Annotated in this window: 19 protein-coding genes; 14 read left to right on the top strand and 5 right to left on the bottom strand. The window is 70.9% G+C overall.

Features of this window, described 5'->3' with window-relative positions; translation table 11 throughout:
- Window positions 1-2: 2 nt before the first annotated feature.
- The 7 genes from BUE30_RS05265 to BUE30_RS05235 all read left to right on the top strand — a co-directional run bounded on the left by BUE30_RS05265 (window position 3) and on the right by BUE30_RS05235 (window position 6420).
- Window positions 3-668, top strand: coding sequence for a hypothetical protein (locus BUE30_RS05265; protein WP_073326808.1), 666 nt, complete (start codon window positions 3-5; stop codon window positions 666-668).
- Between the two features lie 109 nt (window positions 669-777).
- Window positions 778-1551 (top strand): DUF6478 family protein, encoded by a 774-nt coding sequence (locus tag BUE30_RS05260; RefSeq protein ID WP_073326807.1) that lies wholly within the window; start codon window positions 778-780, stop codon window positions 1549-1551.
- 16 nt (window positions 1552-1567) lie between these two features.
- Window positions 1568-1969 carry a hypothetical protein gene (locus BUE30_RS05255; protein WP_073326806.1) on the top strand — a complete coding sequence of 134 codons (402 nt, stop codon included), beginning with the start codon at window positions 1568-1570 and terminating at the stop codon, window positions 1967-1969.
- 430 nt (window positions 1970-2399) lie between these two features.
- Window positions 2400-3398 carry an acetyl-CoA carboxylase, carboxyltransferase subunit beta gene (gene accD, locus BUE30_RS05250; RefSeq protein WP_073326805.1) on the top strand — a complete coding sequence of 333 codons (999 nt, stop codon included), beginning with the start codon at window positions 2400-2402 and terminating at the stop codon, window positions 3396-3398.
- Window positions 3399-3481: 83 nt separating this feature from the next.
- A complete protein-coding gene (locus BUE30_RS05245; RefSeq protein ID WP_073327684.1) occupies window positions 3482-4720 on the top strand; it encodes a bifunctional folylpolyglutamate synthase/dihydrofolate synthase in 1239 nt (412 codons plus the stop codon).
- Window positions 4717-5244 (top strand): hypothetical protein, encoded by a 528-nt coding sequence (locus BUE30_RS05240; RefSeq protein ID WP_073326804.1) that lies wholly within the window; start codon window positions 4717-4719, stop codon window positions 5242-5244. Before BUE30_RS05245 ends, BUE30_RS05240 begins: the two co-directional genes overlap by 4 nt.
- 108 nt (window positions 5245-5352) lie before the next feature.
- Window positions 5353-6420 carry an LLM class flavin-dependent oxidoreductase gene (locus BUE30_RS05235; protein ID WP_073326803.1) on the top strand — a complete coding sequence of 356 codons (1068 nt, stop codon included), beginning with the start codon at window positions 5353-5355 and terminating at the stop codon, window positions 6418-6420.
- An 85-nt stretch (window positions 6421-6505) separates the two neighbouring features.
- Here the strand turns inward: BUE30_RS05235 and BUE30_RS05230 are convergent, their stop codons facing one another.
- Window positions 6506-7138 (bottom strand): glutathione S-transferase family protein, encoded by a 633-nt coding sequence (locus tag BUE30_RS05230; RefSeq protein ID WP_073326802.1) that lies wholly within the window; start codon window positions 7136-7138, stop codon window positions 6506-6508.
- A gap of 47 nt (window positions 7139-7185) precedes the next feature.
- Between BUE30_RS05230 and ttcA the strand changes: the two genes are divergently transcribed.
- The 7 genes from ttcA to BUE30_RS05195 all read left to right on the top strand — a co-directional run bounded on the left by ttcA (window position 7186) and on the right by BUE30_RS05195 (window position 14468).
- The gene (gene ttcA / locus BUE30_RS05225; RefSeq protein WP_073326801.1) at window positions 7186-8022 is read left to right on the top strand and encodes a tRNA 2-thiocytidine(32) synthetase TtcA; all 837 of its coding nucleotides are present in this window, start codon (window positions 7186-7188) and stop codon (window positions 8020-8022) included.
- A gap of 59 nt (window positions 8023-8081) precedes the next feature.
- Window positions 8082-9566 (top strand): GGDEF domain-containing phosphodiesterase, encoded by a 1485-nt coding sequence (locus tag BUE30_RS05220; RefSeq protein WP_073326800.1) that lies wholly within the window; start codon window positions 8082-8084, stop codon window positions 9564-9566.
- 364 nt (window positions 9567-9930) lie between these two features.
- On the top strand, window positions 9931-11742 hold the full coding sequence (gene yidC / locus BUE30_RS05215) for a membrane protein insertase YidC (protein ID WP_073326799.1): 1812 nt from the start codon (window positions 9931-9933) through the stop codon (window positions 11740-11742).
- Window positions 11739-12386, top strand: coding sequence for a ribosome biogenesis GTP-binding protein YihA/YsxC (gene yihA / locus BUE30_RS05210; protein WP_073326798.1), 648 nt, complete (start codon window positions 11739-11741; stop codon window positions 12384-12386). The genes yidC and yihA overlap by 4 nt, the downstream gene beginning before the upstream one ends.
- 59 nt (window positions 12387-12445) lie before the next feature.
- Window positions 12446-13336, top strand: coding sequence for an acetylglutamate kinase (argB, locus tag BUE30_RS05205; RefSeq protein ID WP_073326797.1), 891 nt, complete (start codon window positions 12446-12448; stop codon window positions 13334-13336).
- 71 nt (window positions 13337-13407) lie between these two features.
- Window positions 13408-13974 (top strand): ferredoxin, encoded by a 567-nt coding sequence (locus BUE30_RS05200; RefSeq protein WP_244526276.1) that lies wholly within the window; start codon window positions 13408-13410, stop codon window positions 13972-13974.
- A complete protein-coding gene (locus tag BUE30_RS05195) occupies window positions 13971-14468 on the top strand; it encodes a SixA phosphatase family protein (protein ID WP_083601147.1) in 498 nt (165 codons plus the stop codon). The genes BUE30_RS05200 and BUE30_RS05195 overlap by 4 nt, the downstream gene beginning before the upstream one ends.
- A 17-nt stretch (window positions 14469-14485) precedes the next feature.
- Here the strand turns inward: BUE30_RS05195 and BUE30_RS05190 are convergent, their stop codons facing one another.
- The 4 genes from BUE30_RS05190 to BUE30_RS05175 form a co-directional block, all read right to left on the bottom strand.
- Window positions 14486-15283 carry an amino acid ABC transporter ATP-binding protein gene (locus BUE30_RS05190; RefSeq protein ID WP_073326795.1) on the bottom strand — a complete coding sequence of 266 codons (798 nt, stop codon included), beginning with the start codon at window positions 15281-15283 and terminating at the stop codon, window positions 14486-14488.
- A gap of 11 nt (window positions 15284-15294) precedes the next feature.
- Window positions 15295-16599, bottom strand: a complete 1305-nt coding sequence (locus BUE30_RS05185; RefSeq protein WP_073326794.1) for an amino acid ABC transporter permease — start codon at window positions 16597-16599, stop codon at window positions 15295-15297.
- A gap of 1 nt (window position 16600) precedes the next feature.
- Window positions 16601-18142, bottom strand: a complete 1542-nt coding sequence (locus tag BUE30_RS05180) for an amino acid ABC transporter permease (RefSeq protein WP_073326793.1) — start codon at window positions 18140-18142, stop codon at window positions 16601-16603.
- Window positions 18143-18324: 182 nt separating this feature from the next.
- The gene (locus BUE30_RS05175) at window positions 18325-19341 is read right to left on the bottom strand and encodes an amino acid ABC transporter substrate-binding protein (RefSeq protein ID WP_073326792.1); all 1017 of its coding nucleotides are present in this window, start codon (window positions 19339-19341) and stop codon (window positions 18325-18327) included.
- Between the last annotated feature and the right edge of the window lie 57 nt (window positions 19342-19398).

Here is a 19398-nt window from a genome sequence, read left to right as displayed (position 1 = left end):
CGATGCCCCTTCCGCGCCCGTTCCTCGCCCCGCTGCTCGCCGCCGGCCTCGCCCTGGTCGGGTGCGGCGGCGGGGGCGCGCCGCCCCTGTCCCTCTCGCTCCTGCCCCGGGCGGGGGAGGAGAGCGTGCGGATGTTCGGCGGCTGGGCGGGGCCGGCGCTCGTCGCGCTCGGCCCGTCGGGCTACTGCACCGAACGGATGGCCAGCCGCCCGGCCGAGGGCTACGCCGCCTTCGTCGGCTGCGGCCGGCTGACCGGCGCCACCCTCGGGGCCGGGAGCGACGCTTTCGTCTCGCTCCAGGCCGGGGGCCGCGGCAGCGCGGCCGTGGCGGGGAACGAGGCCGCGCTCGCCACGCTGCTCGCCACGCCGGAGGGCGGCGCGATGCTGTCCTCCGACGGCAATCCCGTCGTGACCGATTCGATCGAGGAAAGCCCCGGCCTCGTCATCGTGCGGTTTCACGGCCGACGCAGCCCGGACGGGCGCGAGAGCGCCGAGTGGCGGGCCTTTCTCGACCTGTCGGGCCGGCTGACGACGGTGAGCGTGCGCGGCTTCGTCCGCGGCGGGCTGGAGGTCGAGGCGGGACGCGGCGTGCTGATGGCCACGGTGACCCGTCTGCGGCAGGCGAACACCGTCAGCGGCGGCCTCGTGGCGGAGCAATTCGCCGGCTGAGGCGGACGGGCGCTTGCGGGGCCGGTGCGAATCCGGGACGATCCGGCGCGGCGCCGCCCCCCCGGGGGCCGGGCCGGGCGCGAGGGGAACGGGGCGGATCACACGCGACATGGCACGACGCGACGACGGTCCCCTGACGCGGCTGCTGAACCGCGGCACGCTGGCACGCTGGGCCCGCGCCGCGCGGCGCGCGCCCCGGGCCGAACTGTCCGCCCTGCACCGGCAGCGGCAGGTCGCGGGCCGGCTCGTCCATCACCTGGGCGAGGTGATCGCGGTGGCCGACAGCCGCCTCGCCCTGCCCCGGATCGGGTCCGCCGCCTTCGCCCGTCCGCCCGGCACCGACTGGTCCTGGCGTCCGGCGATCTGGCGCAGTCCGCTGCCGGTCCGCGGCGCGGTCGGGATCGAGGGGCGGATGCCGCTGGGCGACGAGGTGGCGCTTCACCACGATTGCCCCCTGCGCGAACTGACGCTCCGCCAGGTCCGCAACCAGCGCGAGACCGACCTCGCCCCGTTCGGTCTGCGGCTCGACGTGTTCCGCTTCGACGGCTCGTATCTCAGCCTCGTGGTGGAGCTGCCCGAGACCGCCGCCGAGGGGTTGCGCAAGCGGCACCTGATCCGCCTCGACACGCTGGTCGAGACCGAGCGCCCGCTCGAGATCTTCGCCCGGCTGAACGTCAAGCACGGTCCGAATGTCGAGCAGATCGTGCGCGAGCTGCCCCGGGGACAGGACCAGGTCCATGTCGAGTTCGACCTGGCCTATACCCGCCTCGACGAGCGCCGGGCCGAGCGGATGTGGCTCGACCTGATCTTCGAGGGGCCCGAGATGAACCAGGTCACGCTGCGCGACCTGACCTTCGCCCGCCTGCCCCGGGCCGACATCTGACGAACAGGAACCTGTCATGTCCGACCCGATTCTGACCCGGACCCGGATCGCCGGCGGCACGTGGGAGGCGGTGCTCACCCGGTCGGGCCGCGCCGAGGCGCCGCCCAGGCTCGAGGTCAGCCATCTCGGCGAGGCGGTGCCGGGGCTTGAGATGCACGAGCTCTCCCCCGGGGAATGGGCGCTGCGCCTGCCGATCCCGCCGGCGCTGATCGCCGACGGCGTGCAGACCTTCGTCGTCCGCGACCTCGGGGCCGCTGCCGGCATCGGTGGGGCGCAAGGGGAGGGCGCGGTCCTCAACACGTTCACCCTCGTCGTGGGCGAGCCGCTGGCCCACGACCTGCGCGCCGAGATCGACCTGCTGCGGGCCGAGCTCGACCTGCTGAAACGCGCCTTCCGCCGCCACTGCGCCGAGAGCTGACCTCCCCTGGGCGGATGTCGGCTCCTCCGCCAAGGCGGGCCCCCGGCCCATCCTCCCCCCCGGCAGCCGGACCGGCGCCGCCGCACCGCGCCGGCTCGGGCCCGATCCTCGCCCCCCCTCGCCGCGCGCGGGGACCCGCCCCCGCCCGGAGTGCCCGGCCCCGCATGAGGAACCCCGCCTCGCGCCGGAAGACCGGACCGCTCGGGGGTTGAGGGGGCGCATCCCGCCCCCTCGTCCACGGCGCGCCGCCCCGGTCCCTTCGCAGGGATTCAGATACCTCGACCCGTCCCCGCCGCCCGCCCGCCGCGGGGCAAGCGCGCGCGTGGCCCGGCCCGGGCCGGCAATTGCAAATCCGCCCCGCCCGGCCTATCTCGCCCGGACCGGGCCCCGGCCCGCAGACACGTCCCGAACCCCGAGGATCCGCGCGCCGATGAACTGGATTTCGAACTACGTCCGCCCCCGGATCAACTCGATCTTCTCGCGCCGCGAAGTGCCCGAGAACCTGTGGACGAAGTGCGACGAGTGCGGGACGATGCTGTTCCACCGCGAGCTGGCCGAGAACCTGAACGTCTGCACAAATTGCGGGCATCACATGGCGATCACGCCGCGCGCCCGATTCACCGCCCTGTTCGACGGCGGCATCTTCACCGAGGTGGCGGTGCCGGAGCCGATCGCCGATCCGCTCGGCTTCCGGGACGGCAAGAAGTACACCGACCGGCTGAAGGAGGCCCGCCGCACCACCGAGGAGCGCGAGGCGATGCTCGTCGCCGAGGGCGAGATGGGCCGGACCCGGATCGTCGCGGCGGGCCAGGACTTCTCGTTCATGGCCGGCTCGATGGGCATGTATGTCGGCAATGCCATCATCGCCGCCGCCGAGCGCGCGGTGGAGCGCAGGTGCCCGCTCGTCCTGTTCTCGGCCGCCGGGGGCGCCCGCATGCAGGAGGGGATCCTCTCGCTCATGCAGATGCCGCGGACCACGGTCGCGGTGCAGATGCTCAAGGAGGCGAACCTGCCCTACATCGTGGTGCTGACGCATCCGACGACGGGCGGGGTCACGGCCAGCTACGCGATGCTGGGCGACGTGCAGATCGCCGAGCCGGGGGCGCTGATCTGCTTTGCCGGGCCGCGCGTGATCGAGCAGACGATCCGCGAGAAGCTGCCCGAGGGGTTCCAGCGCGCCGAATACCTGCTCGACCACGGGATGCTCGACCGGGTGACGCCGCGCGGCCAGCTGCGGGACGAGCTGATCTCGATCGTGCGGATGCTGCTGAAGGAGCCGCCGGCCGTGATGGGCGACCTGCCCGCCCCGGCCACGCTGGAGAGCCCCGCCAGCACCGCCCTGCACGAGGGCGAGGCGGCGGCCGAGGGCGCCGAGGCGCCCGCCCCCTCCGGCTCGGGCGAGACCGCGCCGGCGGGCGACAAGGGCTGATCGCGATGTCCGGCCCGTCCCTCCCGGCGGAGGCCGCGCCGGACCGGATCGCGGCGCCCGTCTCGGATGCGCTGCTGGAGCGGATGATGACGCTCCACCCCAAGGTGATCGACCTCTCGCTCGACCGGATGCATCGCCTGCTCGCGGCGCTGGACCATCCCGAGCGCCGCCTGCCGCCGGTGATCCATATCGCGGGCACGAACGGCAAGGGCTCGACCCTCGCCATGCTGCGTGCCGGGCTCGAGGGGGCCGGGACCCGCGTCCACGCCTACACCTCGCCCCATCTCGCCCGGTTCCACGAGCGGATCCGGCTGGCGGGCGAGATCATCCCCGAGCCGGCCCTCGCCGGCGTGCTCGACCGCTGCGTGGCGGCGAACGGGCCCGATCCCATCACCTATTTCGAGGCGACGACCGCAGCCGCCCTTCTGGCGATGGCCGAGGCGCCGGCGGACTGGGCGCTGCTCGAGGTCGGGCTCGGCGGGCGGCTCGACGCCACGAACGTGGTCGAGAGGCCCGCGCTCACGATCATCACCCCGGTCGATCTCGACCACCAGTCCTATCTCGGCGACACGCTGGGCGCGATCGCGGGCGAGAAGGCCGGCATCCTCAAGCGCGGCGTGACCTGCATCGTCGGCCCGCAGAAGGACGAGGCGCTGCGCGTGATCGAGGATCGCGCCGCGCGGGTCGGCGCCCCGCTGCTGGTCCACGGCCAGCACTGGCACGCGGCCGAGGAGCGGGGGCGCCTGATCGTGCAGGACGAGACCGGGCTCGTCGACCTGCCCCTGCCCCGGCTGGTCGGGCCGCACCAGGTCGGCAATGCCGGGATGGCGGTGGTCGCCCTGCGGGCGCTGGGATTCGGGGCCGAGGCCAGCGAGGCTGCCGTCACCCGCGCCGAATGGCCCGCGCGGATGGAGCGTCTGACCGCCGGGCCGCTGGTCGATCTGGCGGGGAGCTGCGAGCTCTGGCTCGACGGCGGCCACAATCCTGCGGCCGGAGAGGTAGTCGCGGCCAGCCTGCGCGCCCTGCCCCCCCGGCCGGTCCACCTGATCTGCGGCATGCTGAACACCAAGGACATCGCCGGCTACCTGCGCCCGCTCGCGGGCGTGGCCGAAAGCCTGACGGGGGTGTCCATCCCGGGCGAGAGCGCGACGATCCCTGCCGAAGAGACGGCGGAGCGGGCCCGGGCCGTGGGCCTGACGGCCGACATCGCGGACGGGGTGGAGGCGGCCGTCGCGGCGATCGCCCGCGCCCATCCCGGCGCGCGCATCCTGATCTGCGGCTCGCTCTACCTCGCCGGTCACGTCAAGCGGGTGAACGGATGACGCGCCGCGCCCCTCTTGCCGCGCTGCTGCTCGCGCTGCTCGCCGGGCCGGGCGCGGCCGAGACCCGCCACCTCTGCTGGCGTGGCGAGGGCGGCTACACGATGACGGGCAGCTTCACCTTTCCCGACAGCCTCGCCACCGCGACCTTCGTCGGCGAGGGCGACGTGACGGCGATGTCGATCGAGGGCTTCCGCGACGGCGCCCCGCTGGGGTCATGGACGCTCGACCCCGCCGCGCCACCGCGCAGCTGGCTCTTGCGCTACAACGCCGCCGAGGGGCGGTTCTATCTGGGGGATACGGGCGACGGCCTCTACCAGATGTGGAACGCCGACGGCTATGTCGACGATTGCGGCTCTCCGGGCTTCGGCTTCAACGCCGGCAATGGCGGGCAGGACGTCTGCGTCGACGGGGTCTACCAGGCGGAGAGCACGATCTTCTGGGACACGCCGCTCCTGTCCTATGCCGCGCCCCGCGACCCGCTGACCTGCTCGAATGCGCCGCTGCTGGGCAAGGCACCGCGCTGAGACCCGTCCCGGGGCGGGGGCCCCGCACAGCTGCCGTGCGCGGCTTCGTCTGGCGCGGTCCGGACCGGGCGCCTAGTTCGGAGGGCGCCCGTGCGAGAGGACCAAGCCATGACCGCCCCCACCTTCGACCCCGCCACGCTCGAACTCGGCCTCGACACGTTCGGCGACGTGACGCGCGGCCCGGGCGGCACGACGCTGCCGCAGGACGAGGTCCTGCGCAACGTGCTGGCGGAAGGAATCCTCGCCGACGAGAGCGGTGTCGATTTCCTCGGCCTCGGCGAGCATCACCGCGCCGACTTCGCCATCTCCACCCCCGAGACGATGCTGGCGGCCCTCGCCGTGCGCACCCGGCGCATCCGCCTCGGCTCGGCCGTGACCGTGCTGTCCTCGGACGATCCGGTGCGGGTCTTCCAGCGGTTCTCGACTGTCGCGGCCCTGAGCGGGGGGCGGGCCGAAGCGATCCTCGGCCGGGGCTCGTTCACCGAGAGCTTTCCGCTCTTCGGCTACGAGCTGTCGGATTACGAGCGGCTCTTCTCGGAAAAGCTCGACCTCTTCGCCGCGCTGCTGCGCTCGGACAAGGTGACGTGGCAGGGCAGCGTGCGGCCCGGCCTGAAGAAGCAGGCCGTCTTCCCCCGCCCGCCCGAGGGCGGCATCCCGACCTGGATCGGCGTCGGCGGCAGCCCCGAAAGCGTGCTGCGCGCCGTCTCCTTCGGAATGCCGGTGATGCTGGCGATCATCGGCGGCAGCCCCGCCCGGTTCCGCCCCTTCGCCGACCTCTACGCCCGCGCCTGGACCGAGGCGGGCGAGGCGCCGCGCCCGCTGGGCGTGCATTCCCCGGGCTTCGTGGCCGATACGGACGAGGAGGCGGCCGAGATCCTCTGGCCCCATTACCGCGACATGATGGCCCGGATCGGCCGCGAGCGGGGATGGCGCCCGATGAGCCGCGAGCAGTTCCAGGGCGAGATCGCGACCGGCGCGCTGCATGTCGGCGCGCCCGAGACGGTCGCGCGCAAGATCGCGGGGACGGTGCGGGCGCTGGGTCTGCAGCGCTTCGACATGAAGTACAGCCACGGCACGCTGCCGCATGACGCGCTGATGCGGAATATCGAGCTCTACGGCACGCGGGTCATCCCGATGGTGCGCGAGATGCTGGCCGAGGCGCCGCAACCGGCCTGACGGCGCGCGGACCGTGCCGGGACCGGGGGCCCGGAAAGTCGCCCCGAGCGCCCTCCCCGGGCGCTCTCCCCCTGCGCGGCGCCGCCTACGGCATCGGAATGTCGCTGACGAAATGCGGGACATGGTAGCCCCGCGCCGTCGCCGGCCGCTCGGCGATCCTGAGATACCAGTCGCGCACCGCCGGATATTCGGCGAGGTCGATGCCCTGCCATTCGAAGCGCGACACCCAGGGCCAGCAGGCCATGTCGGCGATCGTGTAGGCGCCCGGGCCGTCCCCGGCGAGGAAGTCGCGCCCGTCCAGCCGCCCGTCGAGCACGGAATAGAGCCGCCGCGCCTCGGCCGAATAGCGCGCCTCGGCATAGGGCGCCCTGCCGGGGTTGTAGTGCGCGAAATGGTGGACCTGCCCGAGCATGGGCCCCAGCCCGCCCATCTGCCACATGAGCCATTCCATCATGCGCCAGTACTCCACGCCCTCGGCGAGGAACCGCCCGTGCGTCGTGGCGAGGTAGAGCAGGATCGCCCCGCTCTCCATCAGGGTCACGTCACCGTCGCGGATCGCGGGGATCTTGTTGTTGGGCGAGACCTTCAGGAAGGCCGGGTCGAACTGCTCATCCTTGCCGATGTCGATGGCGTGGACGCGGTAGGGTACGCCCAGCTCCTCCAGCAGGAGCGAGACCTTGCGGCCGTTCGGCGTCGTCCAGGTGTAGAGGTCGATCATGCGCGCCACTATTGCCGGGAGGGGCGCCGGGGTCTATCCCGCGCGACATGCTGGATCAGACCGACGACATCCACCCGCTCTTCGCCGGGGCGCCCAAGACCACGGAGTTCAAGAAGCTCCGCAAGCGGATCGTGGCGAACGTGCGCGAGGCGCTCGACCGCTACGCCATGGTGGAGCGGGACGCGAGATGGCTCGTCTGCCTGTCGGGGGGCAAGGACAGCTACACCCTGCTCGCTGCGCTGACCGAGCTGCAATGGCGGGGCCTGCTGCCGGTCGAGATCCTGGCCTGCAATCTCGACCAGGGGCAGCCGGGCTTTCCCGCGACGGTGCTGCCCGAATTCCTGGGCGCGCGCGGCGTGCCGCACCGGATCGAATATGCGGACACCTATTCCATCGTGATGGACAAGGTGCCGGCGGGGCGGACGATGTGCGCGCTCTGCTCGCGCCTGCGGCGCGGCAACCTCTACCGCATCGCGCGCGAGGAGGGGTGCAGCGCCGTGGTGCTGGGCCACCACCGCGACGACATCCTCGAGACGTTCTTCCTCAACCTCTTCCACGGCGGCAAGCTGGCGACGATGCCGCCCAGGTTGCTGAACGACGAGGGCGACCTGCACGTGCTGCGCCCCCTCGCCCACGTCGCCGAGGAGGATTGCGAGCGATTCGCCCGCGCGCTGGACTACCCGATCATCCCCTGCGACCTCTGCGGCAGCCAGGACGGGCTGCAACGCCAGCAGATCAAGGCGATGCTCGACGAATGGGAGCGGCGCAGCCCGGGCCGGCGGGGCAAGATGTTCTCGGCCCTGTCGCAGGTCAGGCCGTCGCACCTGCTGGACGGCGAGCTCTTCGACTTCGCGGCGCTGCTGCGCGAGGCGCCGCCCCGTTAACCCGGTCCTCACGCTTGCCGCCTAGACCGGGCGGACCAACAGGCCGCGAGGGACGAGCGATGCAAGGGACGGGACGGGCCCGGCCGGACTGGCGGATCGCCGCGCCCCTCATCGGCGCGACCTTCGCCGGACTCGCGCTCGTCTTCGCGGGCGTTCCCGCGGCCCTTTTCGTGCTGCCACCGATCCTGGCCTGGCTGGCCGCCTTGCGGGGGGCCGAAGGGACGGGACAGTCGCCCCGGCCGGCGCAACGGGGCGATGCGGTGCAGGCGCTCGACCGGGCCTACGCGGCCCGGGGCGCGACCCCGATCGCCCTCGTGGTGGAGATCGACGGCTTTCGCGCGCTGAGCGAGCGCCTGCCGCATCCCGACCTGCTGGACCTGATCGCGGTCCTGCGCGATCGCCTCGCCGGGGCCCTGCGGCCCGACGATGCCTGCGCCCCCCTCGCGCCCGAGCGGTTCGCGGTGGCGCTGTCGGTCCGGGACCGGCAGATCGACACGTCGGGGGCGATGCAGATCGCCGCGCGCCTGCAGCGGGCGATGTCGGGGACGGTCCCCGTCGGGGGCATCGCGATCGCGCCCACCGTGTCGATCGGCTTTGCCCTGCCGGTCGGGCCGGGACTCGATTCGGGCGAACGGCTGATGCAGGCCGCCGATCACGCCGCGCACGAGGCGCATCGCAACGGCCCCTCGGCGATCCGCAGCTTCTCCGGCGCGATCGCCGGCCGGCTCCGCCAGCAGGAGCAGATCGTCCATCGCCTCATCGAGGCCTTCGACCGGGGGGAGATCACCGCCTGGTTCCAGCCGCAGGTCGCCGCCGCGACCGGCGCCCTGACGGGGATGGAGACGCTGGTCCGCTGGAACCGGCCGGGCCGCGGCGTGGTCCCGCCCGGCGAGTTCCTGCCCGACCTGATGCGCGCGGGGCTGGCCGATCGCCTTGCCGCGCTGATGGTCGGGCTGGCCCTCCGCGCGGTGCGGGACTGGGACCGGGCGGGCCTGCAGGTGCCGCGCGTCTCGGTGAATTTCTCGACCGAGGAACTCTGCGATCCGCGCCTTCCGGACCGCATCGCGTTCGAAATCGACCGCAACGACCTGACCCCCGACCGCCTGGTGGTCGAAGTGCTGGAATCCGTCGTCGCCCATGGCGAGGAGGACCCGGTGATCCGCAACCTCGCCAGCTTCGCCCGGCTGGGATGCCGCATCGATCTCGACGATTTCGGCACCGGGCAGGCAGCGATCACCTCGATCCGCCGCTTCCATATCGAGCGGATCAAGATCGACCGCAGCTTCGTGACCGATATCGACACCGATCCCGAGCAGCAGAAGATGGTGTCGGCCATCCTCGTCATGGCCGAGAAGCTGGGACTCGAGACCCTCGCCGAGGGGGTCGAGACGGACGGCGAGGCCGAGATGCTCGTCGCGCTCGGCTGCGGACACCTGCAAGGCTACGGCATCGCCCGGCCGATGCCCTTCGAGGACGTGGCGACCTGGCTGCGCCGGCGCGAGGCGGGGGACGGCACCGTGACGCGACTGCGGCAGACCGGGTGAGGCGCGGATCGGCGGAAGGGGCCGGCCGGGAACCGCGTGTTGCGAAGCGCCGGTTCGGGGGGGCCCGGGAACCACGACGCGCGGGGGCCCGGCACCCTGCACCGGCCGGCGGGACCGGGCTGCGGGCGGCGGTGGGGGCGGGGGCGGCGCGGTGGGGTGGCGACGGGGGGCTGCCGGATCGGCGACCTTCCCGGCGGCGCTCCCTCCGCGCGGGGCGTGGGGCCGGACCCGCCGGGGCCCCCGCGACGCACCGTCCCGGCGGGCCGAAACCGCTTGACCTTTCCCCCCCTCCCCTGTTGAACCGGCCCGCGTTCGAGGGGGGCCGCCGGCCCGCCCTGCCGGATGCCGTTTTCCTGGGGGCCCTATGGACGACCAGAACAAGAACCTCATCCTCGCCACGGTCCTGAGCTTCCTGGTCATCGTGACCTGGTTCCTGCTCTTCCCGCCGGACCAGCAGGCGCCGTCGACGACCGACAGCGACGGCGAGCTGGTGCAGGGCGTGCCGGGCGACGAGGCGCTGGACGGCGATTCCGCCACGGCCGCGACCCCCGCCAGCCCGGGCGATCCGGAGGCCGACGTGGCCGAGGTCGAGGCCGCGGCGAGCGAGGCGCCCCGCGTCGCTGTCGAGACCCCCTCGGTCATCGGCTCGATCTCGCTCGACGGCGGGCGGATCGACGACCTGTCCCTCGCCGACTACCACGAGACCCTCGACCCCGAGAGCCCGCTCGTCCGCCTGCTCTCTCCCGTCGGGTCCGACCTGCCCTATTACGCGCTGCACGGCTGGCTGGCCGTGTCCGGGGTGACCGCCGACGAGGTCCCGGGGCCGAACACCCGCTGGGAGGTCGCCGAGGGCGAGACGCTGACCCCGGACAGCCCCGTCACGCTGGAATGGGACAACGGCGCCGGCCTGACCTTCCGCAAGACCTTCTCGATCGACGACCGCTACATGATCACCGTCGCGCAATCGGTCGAGAACGCGACCGGCGCCCCGGTGAGCCTGCGGCCCTACGGCCTCGTCGCGCGGCACGGCCTGCCCGACACCAGCCCGTTCTTCATCCTGCACGAGGGCGTCGTGCGGATGTCCGACGGCGAGCTGGAAGAGGTCGATTACGGCGATCTCGAGGATTACGGCGCCCAGGAGGGGCGGATCGAGGTCGCCTCCGACGGTTGGATCGGCTTCACCGACAAGTACTGGATGACGACCCTGATCCCCGAGCCCGGCACCGCCTTCCGCTCGGAGGCGCGCTTCGGCAACGGCGTCTACCAGACCGAGACCGTCTACCCGGTGACCGAGGTCGCGGACGGCGCGGCCGCCGAGGCCACGACGCTGGTCTTCGCCGGCGCCAAGGAATGGGAGGCGATCCGCGCCTACGAGGAAGCGGGCGTCCAGCGTTTCGTCGATTCGATCGACTGGGGCTGGTTCTTCTTCCTGACCAAGCCGATCTTCCGCGTCCTGCACTTCCTGAACGGCGTGATCGGCAACATGGGCTGGGCCATAATCGGCCTGACCATCCTGATCAAGATGATCCTCTTCCCGCTGGCCCGGAAATCCTACGTCTCGATGGCGCGGATGAAGGAACTCCAGCCCGAGATGGAGAAGCTGAAGGAGCAGGCCGGCGACGACCGGCAGAAGCTTCAGCAGGGGATGATGGAGCTCTACAAGAAGAACAAGGTGAACCCGGCCGCCGGCTGCCTGCCGATCCTGCTGCAGATCCCGATCTTCTTCTCGCTCTACAAGGTGATCTTCGTCACGATCGAGCTGCGGCACGCGCCCTGGATCCTGTGGATCCGCGACCTGTCCGCCCCCGATCCGACCTCGATCCTGAACCTCTTCGGCCTGCTGCCCTTCGCGCCGCCGGAGCCGGGCTCGATCCTGTTCATCCTCTCGCTCGGCGTGCTGCCGATCCTGCTCGGCATCTCGATGTGGTTGCAGCAGAAGCTGAACCCGGCCCCGCCGGACCCGACGCAGCGCATGGTCTTCGCCTGGATGCCGTGGATCTTCATGTTCATGTTGGGCAGCTTCGCCAGCGGGCTGGTGCTCTACTGGATCGTGAACAACACCATCACCTTCCTGCAGCAATACACGATCATGCGGCTGCACGGGTCGAAGCCGGACGTGTTCGGCAACATCCGCCAGAGCTTCCGCCGCAAGACGGCCGAGGAGAAGGGCAAGTGAAGCTGACCTTCCCCGCCGCCGCACCGCCCGAGGCCGAGGCGGCGGAGCGGGGGCGCCTGCTCTTCGCGGGGCAGGTGGAGTTCCTCAAGGGCGTCGTCGCGATGGACGGGCTGCCCCCCGCCGACCGGGCGGAGGTCTGCTTCGCCGGCCGGTCGAACGTGGGAAAGTCGAGCCTCATCAATGCGCTGACGGGGCAGAACCGGCTGGCCCGCGCGTCGAACACGCCGGGCCGCACGCAGGAGATCAACTACTTCGTCCTCGGCCCCGAACACTACCTCGTCGACCTGCCCGGCTACGGCTTCGCCGAGGCGCCGAAGCCCGTGGTCGAGAAGTGGCAGCGCTTGCTCAAGGCCTATCTCGCCGGTCGCCAGACGCTGCGCCGCGCCTTCGTGCTGATCGACGCGCGGCACGGGGCGAAGAAGGTCGACGAGGAGATCATGACCCTGCTCGACGGGGCCGCCGTCACCTTCCAGGTGGTGATGACCAAGGTCGACAAGACGCGCGGCCGCGCGCTGGAGGACAGCCTCGCGCGTACGCGCGAGGCGCTGGCCCGGCACCCCGCCGCCTTCCCCGAGATCGTGCTCACCTCCTCCGAGAAGGGCGAGGGGCTGGAGACGCTGCGCGCCATCGTCGCCGATCTGTGACGCTTGCCGTGGGCGGGCCGGGCTCTTAAGCCTGCGGGCGACCCCGCAAGGACCAGCACATGAGAAAGCAGAGTATGGACCGTGACTGGATCGCGACCGCCCGCACGCTGAACGAGGCGCTGCCCTACATGCAGCGTTATTCCGGCGCGATCGTCGTCGTGAAGTTCGGCGGCAACGCCATGGGCAGCGCCGAGGCGATGGCCGACTTCGCCCGGGACGTCGTACTGATGCGGCAGGTCGGCGCCTACCCGGTCGTCGTCCATGGCGGCGGGCCGATGATCAACGACCTGCTGAAGCGCCTGAACATCGAGAGTACCTTCGTCCGCGGCAAGCGCGTGACCGACCAGCAGACGGTCGAGGTGGTCGAGATGGTGCTGACCGGCCTCGTCAACAAGCGGATCGTGCAGGCGATCATGGACGAGGGCGGCCGCGCCGTGGGCCTGTCGGGCAAGGACGACGACCTGATGGTCTGCGAGGCGGACGATCCCGAGCTGGGCTTCGTCGGGCGCCCCATCGAGATGAACGTGCAGGTGCTGCGCGACCTCTTCAACGCCGGGATCATTCCCGTCGTCGCCCCCGTGGCGACGGGGATGGACCCGCTCGAGACCTACAACGTCAACGGCGATACCGCCGCGGGCGCCATCGCGGGCGCGCTCAAGGCGGACCGGCTGCTGCTGCTGACCGATGTGCCGGGGGTCAAGGATGGCAGCGGCGAGGTGGTGACGCAGCTCACGCCCGACCAGGTTCGGGCGATGATCGCGGACGGCACCATCGCGGGCGGCATGATCCCCAAGGTCGAGACGGCGGTGAAGGCGGTCGAGGACGGGGTGCGCGCCGCCGTCATCCTGGACGGGCGGCTGCCGAACGCCGCGCTGCTGGAACTCTTCACCGATTACGGGGCCGGGTCGATGATCCGCAGCTCCGAGCCGAGCGTGAAGCCACGGACCTGACCGCGATAGAAGACGCGGCGTCGGCGGAGGGGCTGACGATCCTGGGCGGGCTGACCACGCCGCCGGGGCACGTGCTGCGCCGCGAAGGATCGGAGGCGATCCTGCTGCTGGGACCGGACGAGCCGCGATTCTGGGAGATCTTCGCCGCATCGGCGGAATACCGGGACGGGGCGCCGGACCCTCTCGACCGTTGGTCGGCCCGTGTCGTCGGCGCACTCGCGGCGGCGGTGGGGGGCACGGCGCTCTTCCCCTTAGACGGGCCGCCTTACGCACCGATCTTCGGCTGGGCCTTCGCCACGGGCCGGGCCTGGTCGTCGCCGGTCGCGATGATGGTGCATGGCGAGCGGGGTCTCTGGGTCTCGGTCCGGGGGGCGCTGGCCCTGCCCTACCCCGTCGACCTGCCGCCGCCCCTGCCCCGCCCCTGCACCACCTGTGCCGCGCCCTGCCGGGCGGCCTGCCCAATCGATGCATTCGGGCCGGACGGCCTGGATACGGCGCGGTGCCACGGCTACCTCGACACCGAGGCCGGGCGGGACTGCCTGGACCGGGGCTGCGCCGTGCGCCGGGCCTGCCCGGTCGGGCAGGACCTGCGGCCGCCCGCGCAATCGGCGTTCCACATGAGGGCCTATCACCCGTGACGCGACGCCTGATCCTGATGCGACACGGCGCGGCCGAGGCGCAAGGCCCCTGGCAGGACGATGCCGCCCGCTCCCTGACCGACCGGGGGCACGCAGACGCGGCCGCGATGGGGCGCTGGCTGGCGGGGCTTGCCCGCCCTGATGTCGCGCTGGTCTCGTCCGCGCGCCGGACCCGGCAAACCTGGGAGGAGGTGAGCGCGGCCTGGGAGGTCGCGCCGCCCTGCGAGCCGCTCGATGCGCTCTACCTCGCCGAGCCGGGCACGATGCTGCGCCTGCTGCAGGACCGGAGCGAGGCGGACGTGATGATCGTCGCGCATTTCCCCGGGATCGGCAGCCTCGCGGCGCTGCTCGCGACGGGGGGGCCGGAGCAGGACCGCTTCGCGGCCTACCCGACCGCCGGCATCGCGATCCTGACCTTCCCGGGCGGGCCATGGCAGGACGTGCAGCCCGGCTCGGGCCGGGTCGAGCATTTCGCCGCGCCGCGGGACCTGTAGCGGGCGGCGCGCCGCCTTCAGTGGCCGAGGATCTGGCTGAGGAACAGCTTGGTCCGGTCGCTGCGCGGGTTGTTGAAGAACTCCCTGGGCTCGTTCTGTTCGACGATCTGGCCCTGGTCCATGAAGATGACCCGGTTCGCCACGGCCTGGGCGAAGCCCATCTCGTGCGTGACGCAGATCATCGTCATCCCCTCCTCGGCGAGCTCGATCATGGTGTCGAGCACCTCCTTGATCATCTCGGGATCGAGGGCGGAGGTCGGCTCGTCGAAGAGCATGATGCGCGGCCGCATGCAGAGCGAGCGGGCGATGGCCACACGCTGCTGCTGCCCGCCCGAGAGCTGGCCCGGATACTTGTTGGCCTGATCGGGGATCTTCACCTTCTCGAGGAAGTGCATGGCCGTTTCCTCGGCCTCCTTCTTGGGAACCTTGCGGACCCAGATCGGGGCGAGGGTGCAGTTCTCGAGGATCGTCAGATGCGGGAAGAGGTTGAAGTGCTGAAAGCACATCCCGACCTCGGACCGGATCTTGTCGATGTTCTTCAGGTCGCTCGACAGCTCGGTCCCGTCGACGACGATCCGGCCCGACTGATGCTCCTCCAGCCGGTTGATGCAGCGGATCAGAGTCGACTTGCCCGAGCCGGAGGGGCCGCAGATCACGATGCGCTCGCCCCGGTAGACGGTCAGGTTGATGTCGCGCAGGACGTGGAACGTCCCGTACCACTTGTTCATCTCGGCGATCTCGATCGCGACCTCGTCCGAGACCTTCATCTGGCTGCGGTCGACCTTCGGGCTGTCGTCGAATGCGGTATCGGTCATGGGTCAGGTCCTCAGCGATGTTCGCGGGAAAGCTTCTTCTCGAGGTAGAGCGAGTAGCGCCCCATCGAGTAGCAGAAGATGAAGAAGAGCACGCCGATGAAGACGAAGAGCTCCCAGTAGATGCCGTTCCAGTCGGTGGAGGCCCGGATCGCGTTGGAGAAGCCGATCGGGTCGAGCAGGCCGATGAAGACGACGAGCGTGGTGTCCTTGAACAGGCCGATGAAGGTGTTGACGATCCCGGGGATCGAGATCTTCAGCGCCTGCGGCAGGATGATCAGCCGCATCGACTGCCAGTAGCTCAGGCCGAGGCTGTCGGCCCCCTCGTACTGGCCGCGCGGCAGCGCCGCGAGGCCGCCGCGGACCACCTCGGCGATGTAGGCGGCCGAGAACAGCGTCACCATGATGATGACCCGCAGCAGCAGGTCGAAATTCGTTCCGGGCGGCAGGAAGTAGTTCAGCAGAAGCTGCGCGGTGAAGAGCCAGACGATCAGCGGGATCCCCCGGATCACCTCGATGAAGGCGACCGAGACCTTGTTGATGATGAAGAGATCCGATTGCCGCCCCAGCGCCAGCAGGATGCCGAGCGGCAGGGACAGGATGATCGCGGACAGGCCGATGATGGTCGACAGGAGGAACCCGCCGATGTCGCGGCTCGTCACCCGCTGCAGGTCGAGCGGCAGGATCCGGGCGAAGTCGGGCGAGGCCCAGCCCGTCACGACTCCCCACCAGAGCAGCGCCGCGAGGACCGACAGGATCGCCCCGGCCAGCACGCCGAGCCGTGGCTGGGCCAGCCGCCAGGCCCCCCATCCGGCGACGAAGCCGAGCGCGACGAAGATCGGCCCCCAGAGCGAGCCGCCCCAGATCAGCCAGACATTGACGAAGGGCATCGCCGCGGTCACGACGAACATCGCCCGCGGCACGCGCTCGGGGAACAGGACCGGTGCGATGGCGGCGAAGAACAGTGCGAGCGCGAGGAGCGGGCGCCAGTAGAGCTCGGGCGGGTAGAACCCGAAGACGAGCTGGTTCCACCGCTCGGCGATGACGGCGAAGCAGGCGCCCTCCTCCCCCGCCAGGATCTCGCGGCATTCGGTGAGCGATCCGGCATTCCAGACCGATCCGGCGAACCAGCCCCAGACGTGCGAGACGACCCACCAGATGATGTAGAGCGAGACCAGCGTCAGGATCGCGTTCAGCCAGGACGAGACGAGGTTCTCGCGGATCCACTTGACGACACCGCGCTCCGCCACGGGCGGCTCCGCCTGGGGCAGCATGGACTCGCGGACGTAAGGAACCGTCTGGGCGTGCGTGTCGCTCATCTCAGCGCTCCTTCAGCTTGACGCGATTGTTGTAGACGTTGAGCACGCCCGAGATCAGCAGCGACAGGCCGAGATAGAAGCCGCCGAGCAGCAGCATCCCCTCGAGCTCGCGCCCGGTCTGGTTGATCGTGATCCCCCCCAGCGTCGCGCGCACGTCCATGTAGCCGACGGCGATGGCGAGCGAGGAGTTCTTGGTCAGGTTGAGGTATTGCGAGATCAGCGGCGGGATGATGACCCGCAGCGCCTGCGGCAGGATGACGAGGTTCATCGTCCGGTTGGGACGCAGGCCGAGCGCGAAGGCCGCCTCGGACTGGCCCCTGGAGATGGCGAGGATGCCGCCGCGCACGATCTCGGCGATGAAGGCCCCGGTATAGAGCGACAGGGCCAGCCACAGCGCGATCAGCGAGTTGCGGACCTGCAGGCCGCCCTCGAAGTTGAAGCCGCCGAGGACGGGGACGTCGAACTCCACCGGGTTGCCCGAGCGGATGCCGTCCGACAGGGCGAAGCCGCCGGCCGGGATCGTCGCGGGATCGACGCCGGGCGGCTGCGAGATCAGGTTGCATTCGCCCGCCTCGGCCGCCGCGATGGCGGCCTCGCCGTCGGCGACCTCGACGAGACTGAAATTCGCGTCCGAGTTCCGCAGCGCGCGGCGGACCAGCAGCGCCTGGGTGGTGCCGGGCACGACGCAGGCCGTCACCCGCCCGTCGGGGCCGAGCGCCTGCGCGAAACCGGCAAGGTCCTGACCGTCGGCGCCCCCATAGGCGACCAGCGTCTGCCGGTCGGAGAGGAAGGCCATGAACAGGAAGACGAGGATCGTCGGCACGAGGAACAGGACGAGCGATACGCGGAAGACCGGCGCGATCTGGCCCGTCCTCTCCTGCCGGGCGAAGGCCCAGCGGCGATAGGCCCAGATGGCGACCAGCGAGGCGAGGAAGACGAGGCCGAGCACCAGCGCCCCCGAGCCCCAGACCGGGGCGGGGATGAACACCCCGCGGTTGGTGATGGCAATCGTGTCGCCCAGCAGCATCGAGGCGGCCGACGTGCCGTCGTCGAGCACGCGGAAATCACGCGGCTGCGGCGTCGATTCCGTCATCACCGCGAAGATCAGCACGATCCACAGCAACAGCGGGACGTTGCGGAAGCCCTCGACATAGACGGCCATCAGCTTCGCCACGATCCAGTTCCTCGACAGCCGCAGCACGCCCGCGATCACGCCGAGCACGGTCGCGGTGACGCAGCCCATGAACGCGACGAGAAGCGTGTTGAGGATGCCGACGAGCGAGGCGCGGCCGTGGCTCATCGAATTGTCGTAGGCGATCAGCGTCTGGTTGATGTCGTAGCCGGCACGCGACGACAGGAAGCCGAAGTCGAAATCCTTGCCGAGCGCGGACAGGTTCTGCACCACGTTCGCGACCAGCCACCAGCCGGCGACGATCAGCGCGACGAGCGCGACGATCTGGATCGTCATCGACCTGTAACGCGTGTCGTAGACAAGTTGGCTGAGCCGGAATCCCGCGCGATGCGGATCGGTCGTCGTCGCCATGTTTTACCCCCGAGGTTCCGCCCGTGCGCGCCGCGCCCGCGCCGGATTGGTCCGGTCTTCGGGCTTGGCAGGCGGTTGGTTTGGGCCCTTCCTGGTCCCGGCCGCGTCTTGATCGGCGGCTTGGTCGTTTCTTCTTGTGAAGCGGGCGCGGGAGGGGTTCCTCCCGCGCCCTGCCCTGTCGCTTACCGGAACGGCGGCGCGTACATCAGGCCGCCATCGGTCCACTGCGCGTTCAGGCCGCGCGCCAGGCCGATCGGGGTCGACTCGCCGATGTTCTGCTCGAACAGCTCGCCGTAGTTCCCGACCGCCGCGATCGCTTGCTGCGCCCAGTCGTTCTCGAGCCCGAACATCGCGCCGAGTTCGCCCTCGGAGCCGAGCAGACGGTTGATCTCGGGGTTGTCGGTGCCCGAGGCCAGCTCGCTTACATTGGTCGAGGTCACGCCGTATTCCTCGGCCGCGATCAGCGCGTTGAGGGTCCAGCGGACGATGTCCGCCCACTGGTCGTCGCCCTGGCGGACGAGCGGGCCGAGCGGCTCCTTCGAGATGATCTCGGGCAGGATCACGTGATCGCCCGGGTTCTCGAACGAGGCGCGCGTGGCGGCGAGGCCGGACGCATCGGTCGTGTAGACGTCGCAAGCGCCGGCGAGGTACTGCTGCTGCGCCTCGGCATTGGTCTCGATCGGCACCGGCTCGTAGCTGATGTTGTTCACGCGGAAGTAGTCCGCGAGGTTCAGCTCGGTCGTGGTGCCGGTCTGGATGCAGACCGTCGCGCCGTCGAGATCCTGGGCCGAGGACACGCCGAGCGCGCGCGGCACCATGAAGCCCTGGCCGTCGTAGTAGTTCACGCCGGCGAAGGAGAAGCCGAGGTCCACGTCACGGCTGAAGGTCCAGGTGGTGTTCCGGGCCAGCAGGTCGATTTCGCCGGAGGCGAGCGCGGTGAAGCGGGTCTGACCGGTGGTCGGAACGAAGTTCACGGCCATCGGGTCGCCCAGGACGGCGGCCGCGACGGCGCGGCAGATGCCGACGTCGAACCCTTCCCACTCGCCGCTCGCGTTCGGCGAGGAAAAGCCGGTGAGGCCGGTGCTCACGCCGCAATTCAGCACACCGTTCTCCTGGACGCTCTCGAGCGTCTGCGCGGCGGCGGCGCCTGCTCCGAGGCAGGCAACGGTCGCGGCGCCGAGAAATACGGATTTTTTCATGTTTACCTCTTCCTGGTGTCCGACCGCGCCGGGCGCAGCCGATCTGAAATGCCTGCC

The sequence above is a fragment of the Wenxinia saemankumensis genome (assembly GCF_900141735.1).
GTDB classification, from domain to species: domain Bacteria; phylum Pseudomonadota; class Alphaproteobacteria; order Rhodobacterales; family Rhodobacteraceae; genus Wenxinia; species Wenxinia saemankumensis.
This window is presented reverse-complemented; position numbering and strand designations above follow the sequence as displayed.

Bases quoted from the DNA above. Each gene is read 5' to 3' on its own strand.
- BUE30_RS05265 (WP_073326808.1), top strand. From the start codon at position 3: ATGCCCCTTCCGCGCCCGTTCCTCGCCCCGCTGCTCGCCGCCGGCCTC.
- BUE30_RS05260 (WP_073326807.1), top strand. From the start codon at position 778: ATGGCACGACGCGACGACGGTCCCCTGACGCGGCTGCTGAACCGCGGC.
- BUE30_RS05255 (WP_073326806.1), top strand. From the start codon at position 1,568: ATGTCCGACCCGATTCTGACCCGGACCCGGATCGCCGGCGGCACGTGG.
- accD (WP_073326805.1), top strand. From the start codon at position 2,400: ATGAACTGGATTTCGAACTACGTCCGCCCCCGGATCAACTCGATCTTC.
- BUE30_RS05245 (WP_073327684.1), top strand. From the start codon at position 3,482: ATGATGACGCTCCACCCCAAGGTGATCGACCTCTCGCTCGACCGGATG.
- BUE30_RS05240 (WP_073326804.1), top strand. From the start codon at position 4,717: ATGACGCGCCGCGCCCCTCTTGCCGCGCTGCTGCTCGCGCTGCTCGCC.
- BUE30_RS05235 (WP_073326803.1), top strand. From the start codon at position 5,353: ATGACCGCCCCCACCTTCGACCCCGCCACGCTCGAACTCGGCCTCGAC.
- BUE30_RS05230 (WP_073326802.1), bottom strand. From the start codon at position 7,138: ATGATCGACCTCTACACCTGGACGACGCCGAACGGCCGCAAGGTCTCG.
- ttcA (WP_073326801.1), top strand. From the start codon at position 7,186: ATGCTGGATCAGACCGACGACATCCACCCGCTCTTCGCCGGGGCGCCC.
- BUE30_RS05220 (WP_073326800.1), top strand. From the start codon at position 8,082: ATGCAAGGGACGGGACGGGCCCGGCCGGACTGGCGGATCGCCGCGCCC.
- yidC (WP_073326799.1), top strand. From the start codon at position 9,931: ATGGACGACCAGAACAAGAACCTCATCCTCGCCACGGTCCTGAGCTTC.
- argB (WP_073326797.1), top strand. From the start codon at position 12,446: ATGAGAAAGCAGAGTATGGACCGTGACTGGATCGCGACCGCCCGCACG.
- BUE30_RS05190 (WP_073326795.1), bottom strand. From the start codon at position 15,283: ATGACCGATACCGCATTCGACGACAGCCCGAAGGTCGACCGCAGCCAG.
- BUE30_RS05185 (WP_073326794.1), bottom strand. From the start codon at position 16,599: ATGAGCGACACGCACGCCCAGACGGTTCCTTACGTCCGCGAGTCCATG.
- BUE30_RS05180 (WP_073326793.1), bottom strand. From the start codon at position 18,142: ATGGCGACGACGACCGATCCGCATCGCGCGGGATTCCGGCTCAGCCAA.
- BUE30_RS05175 (WP_073326792.1), bottom strand. From the start codon at position 19,341: ATGAAAAAATCCGTATTTCTCGGCGCCGCGACCGTTGCCTGCCTCGGA.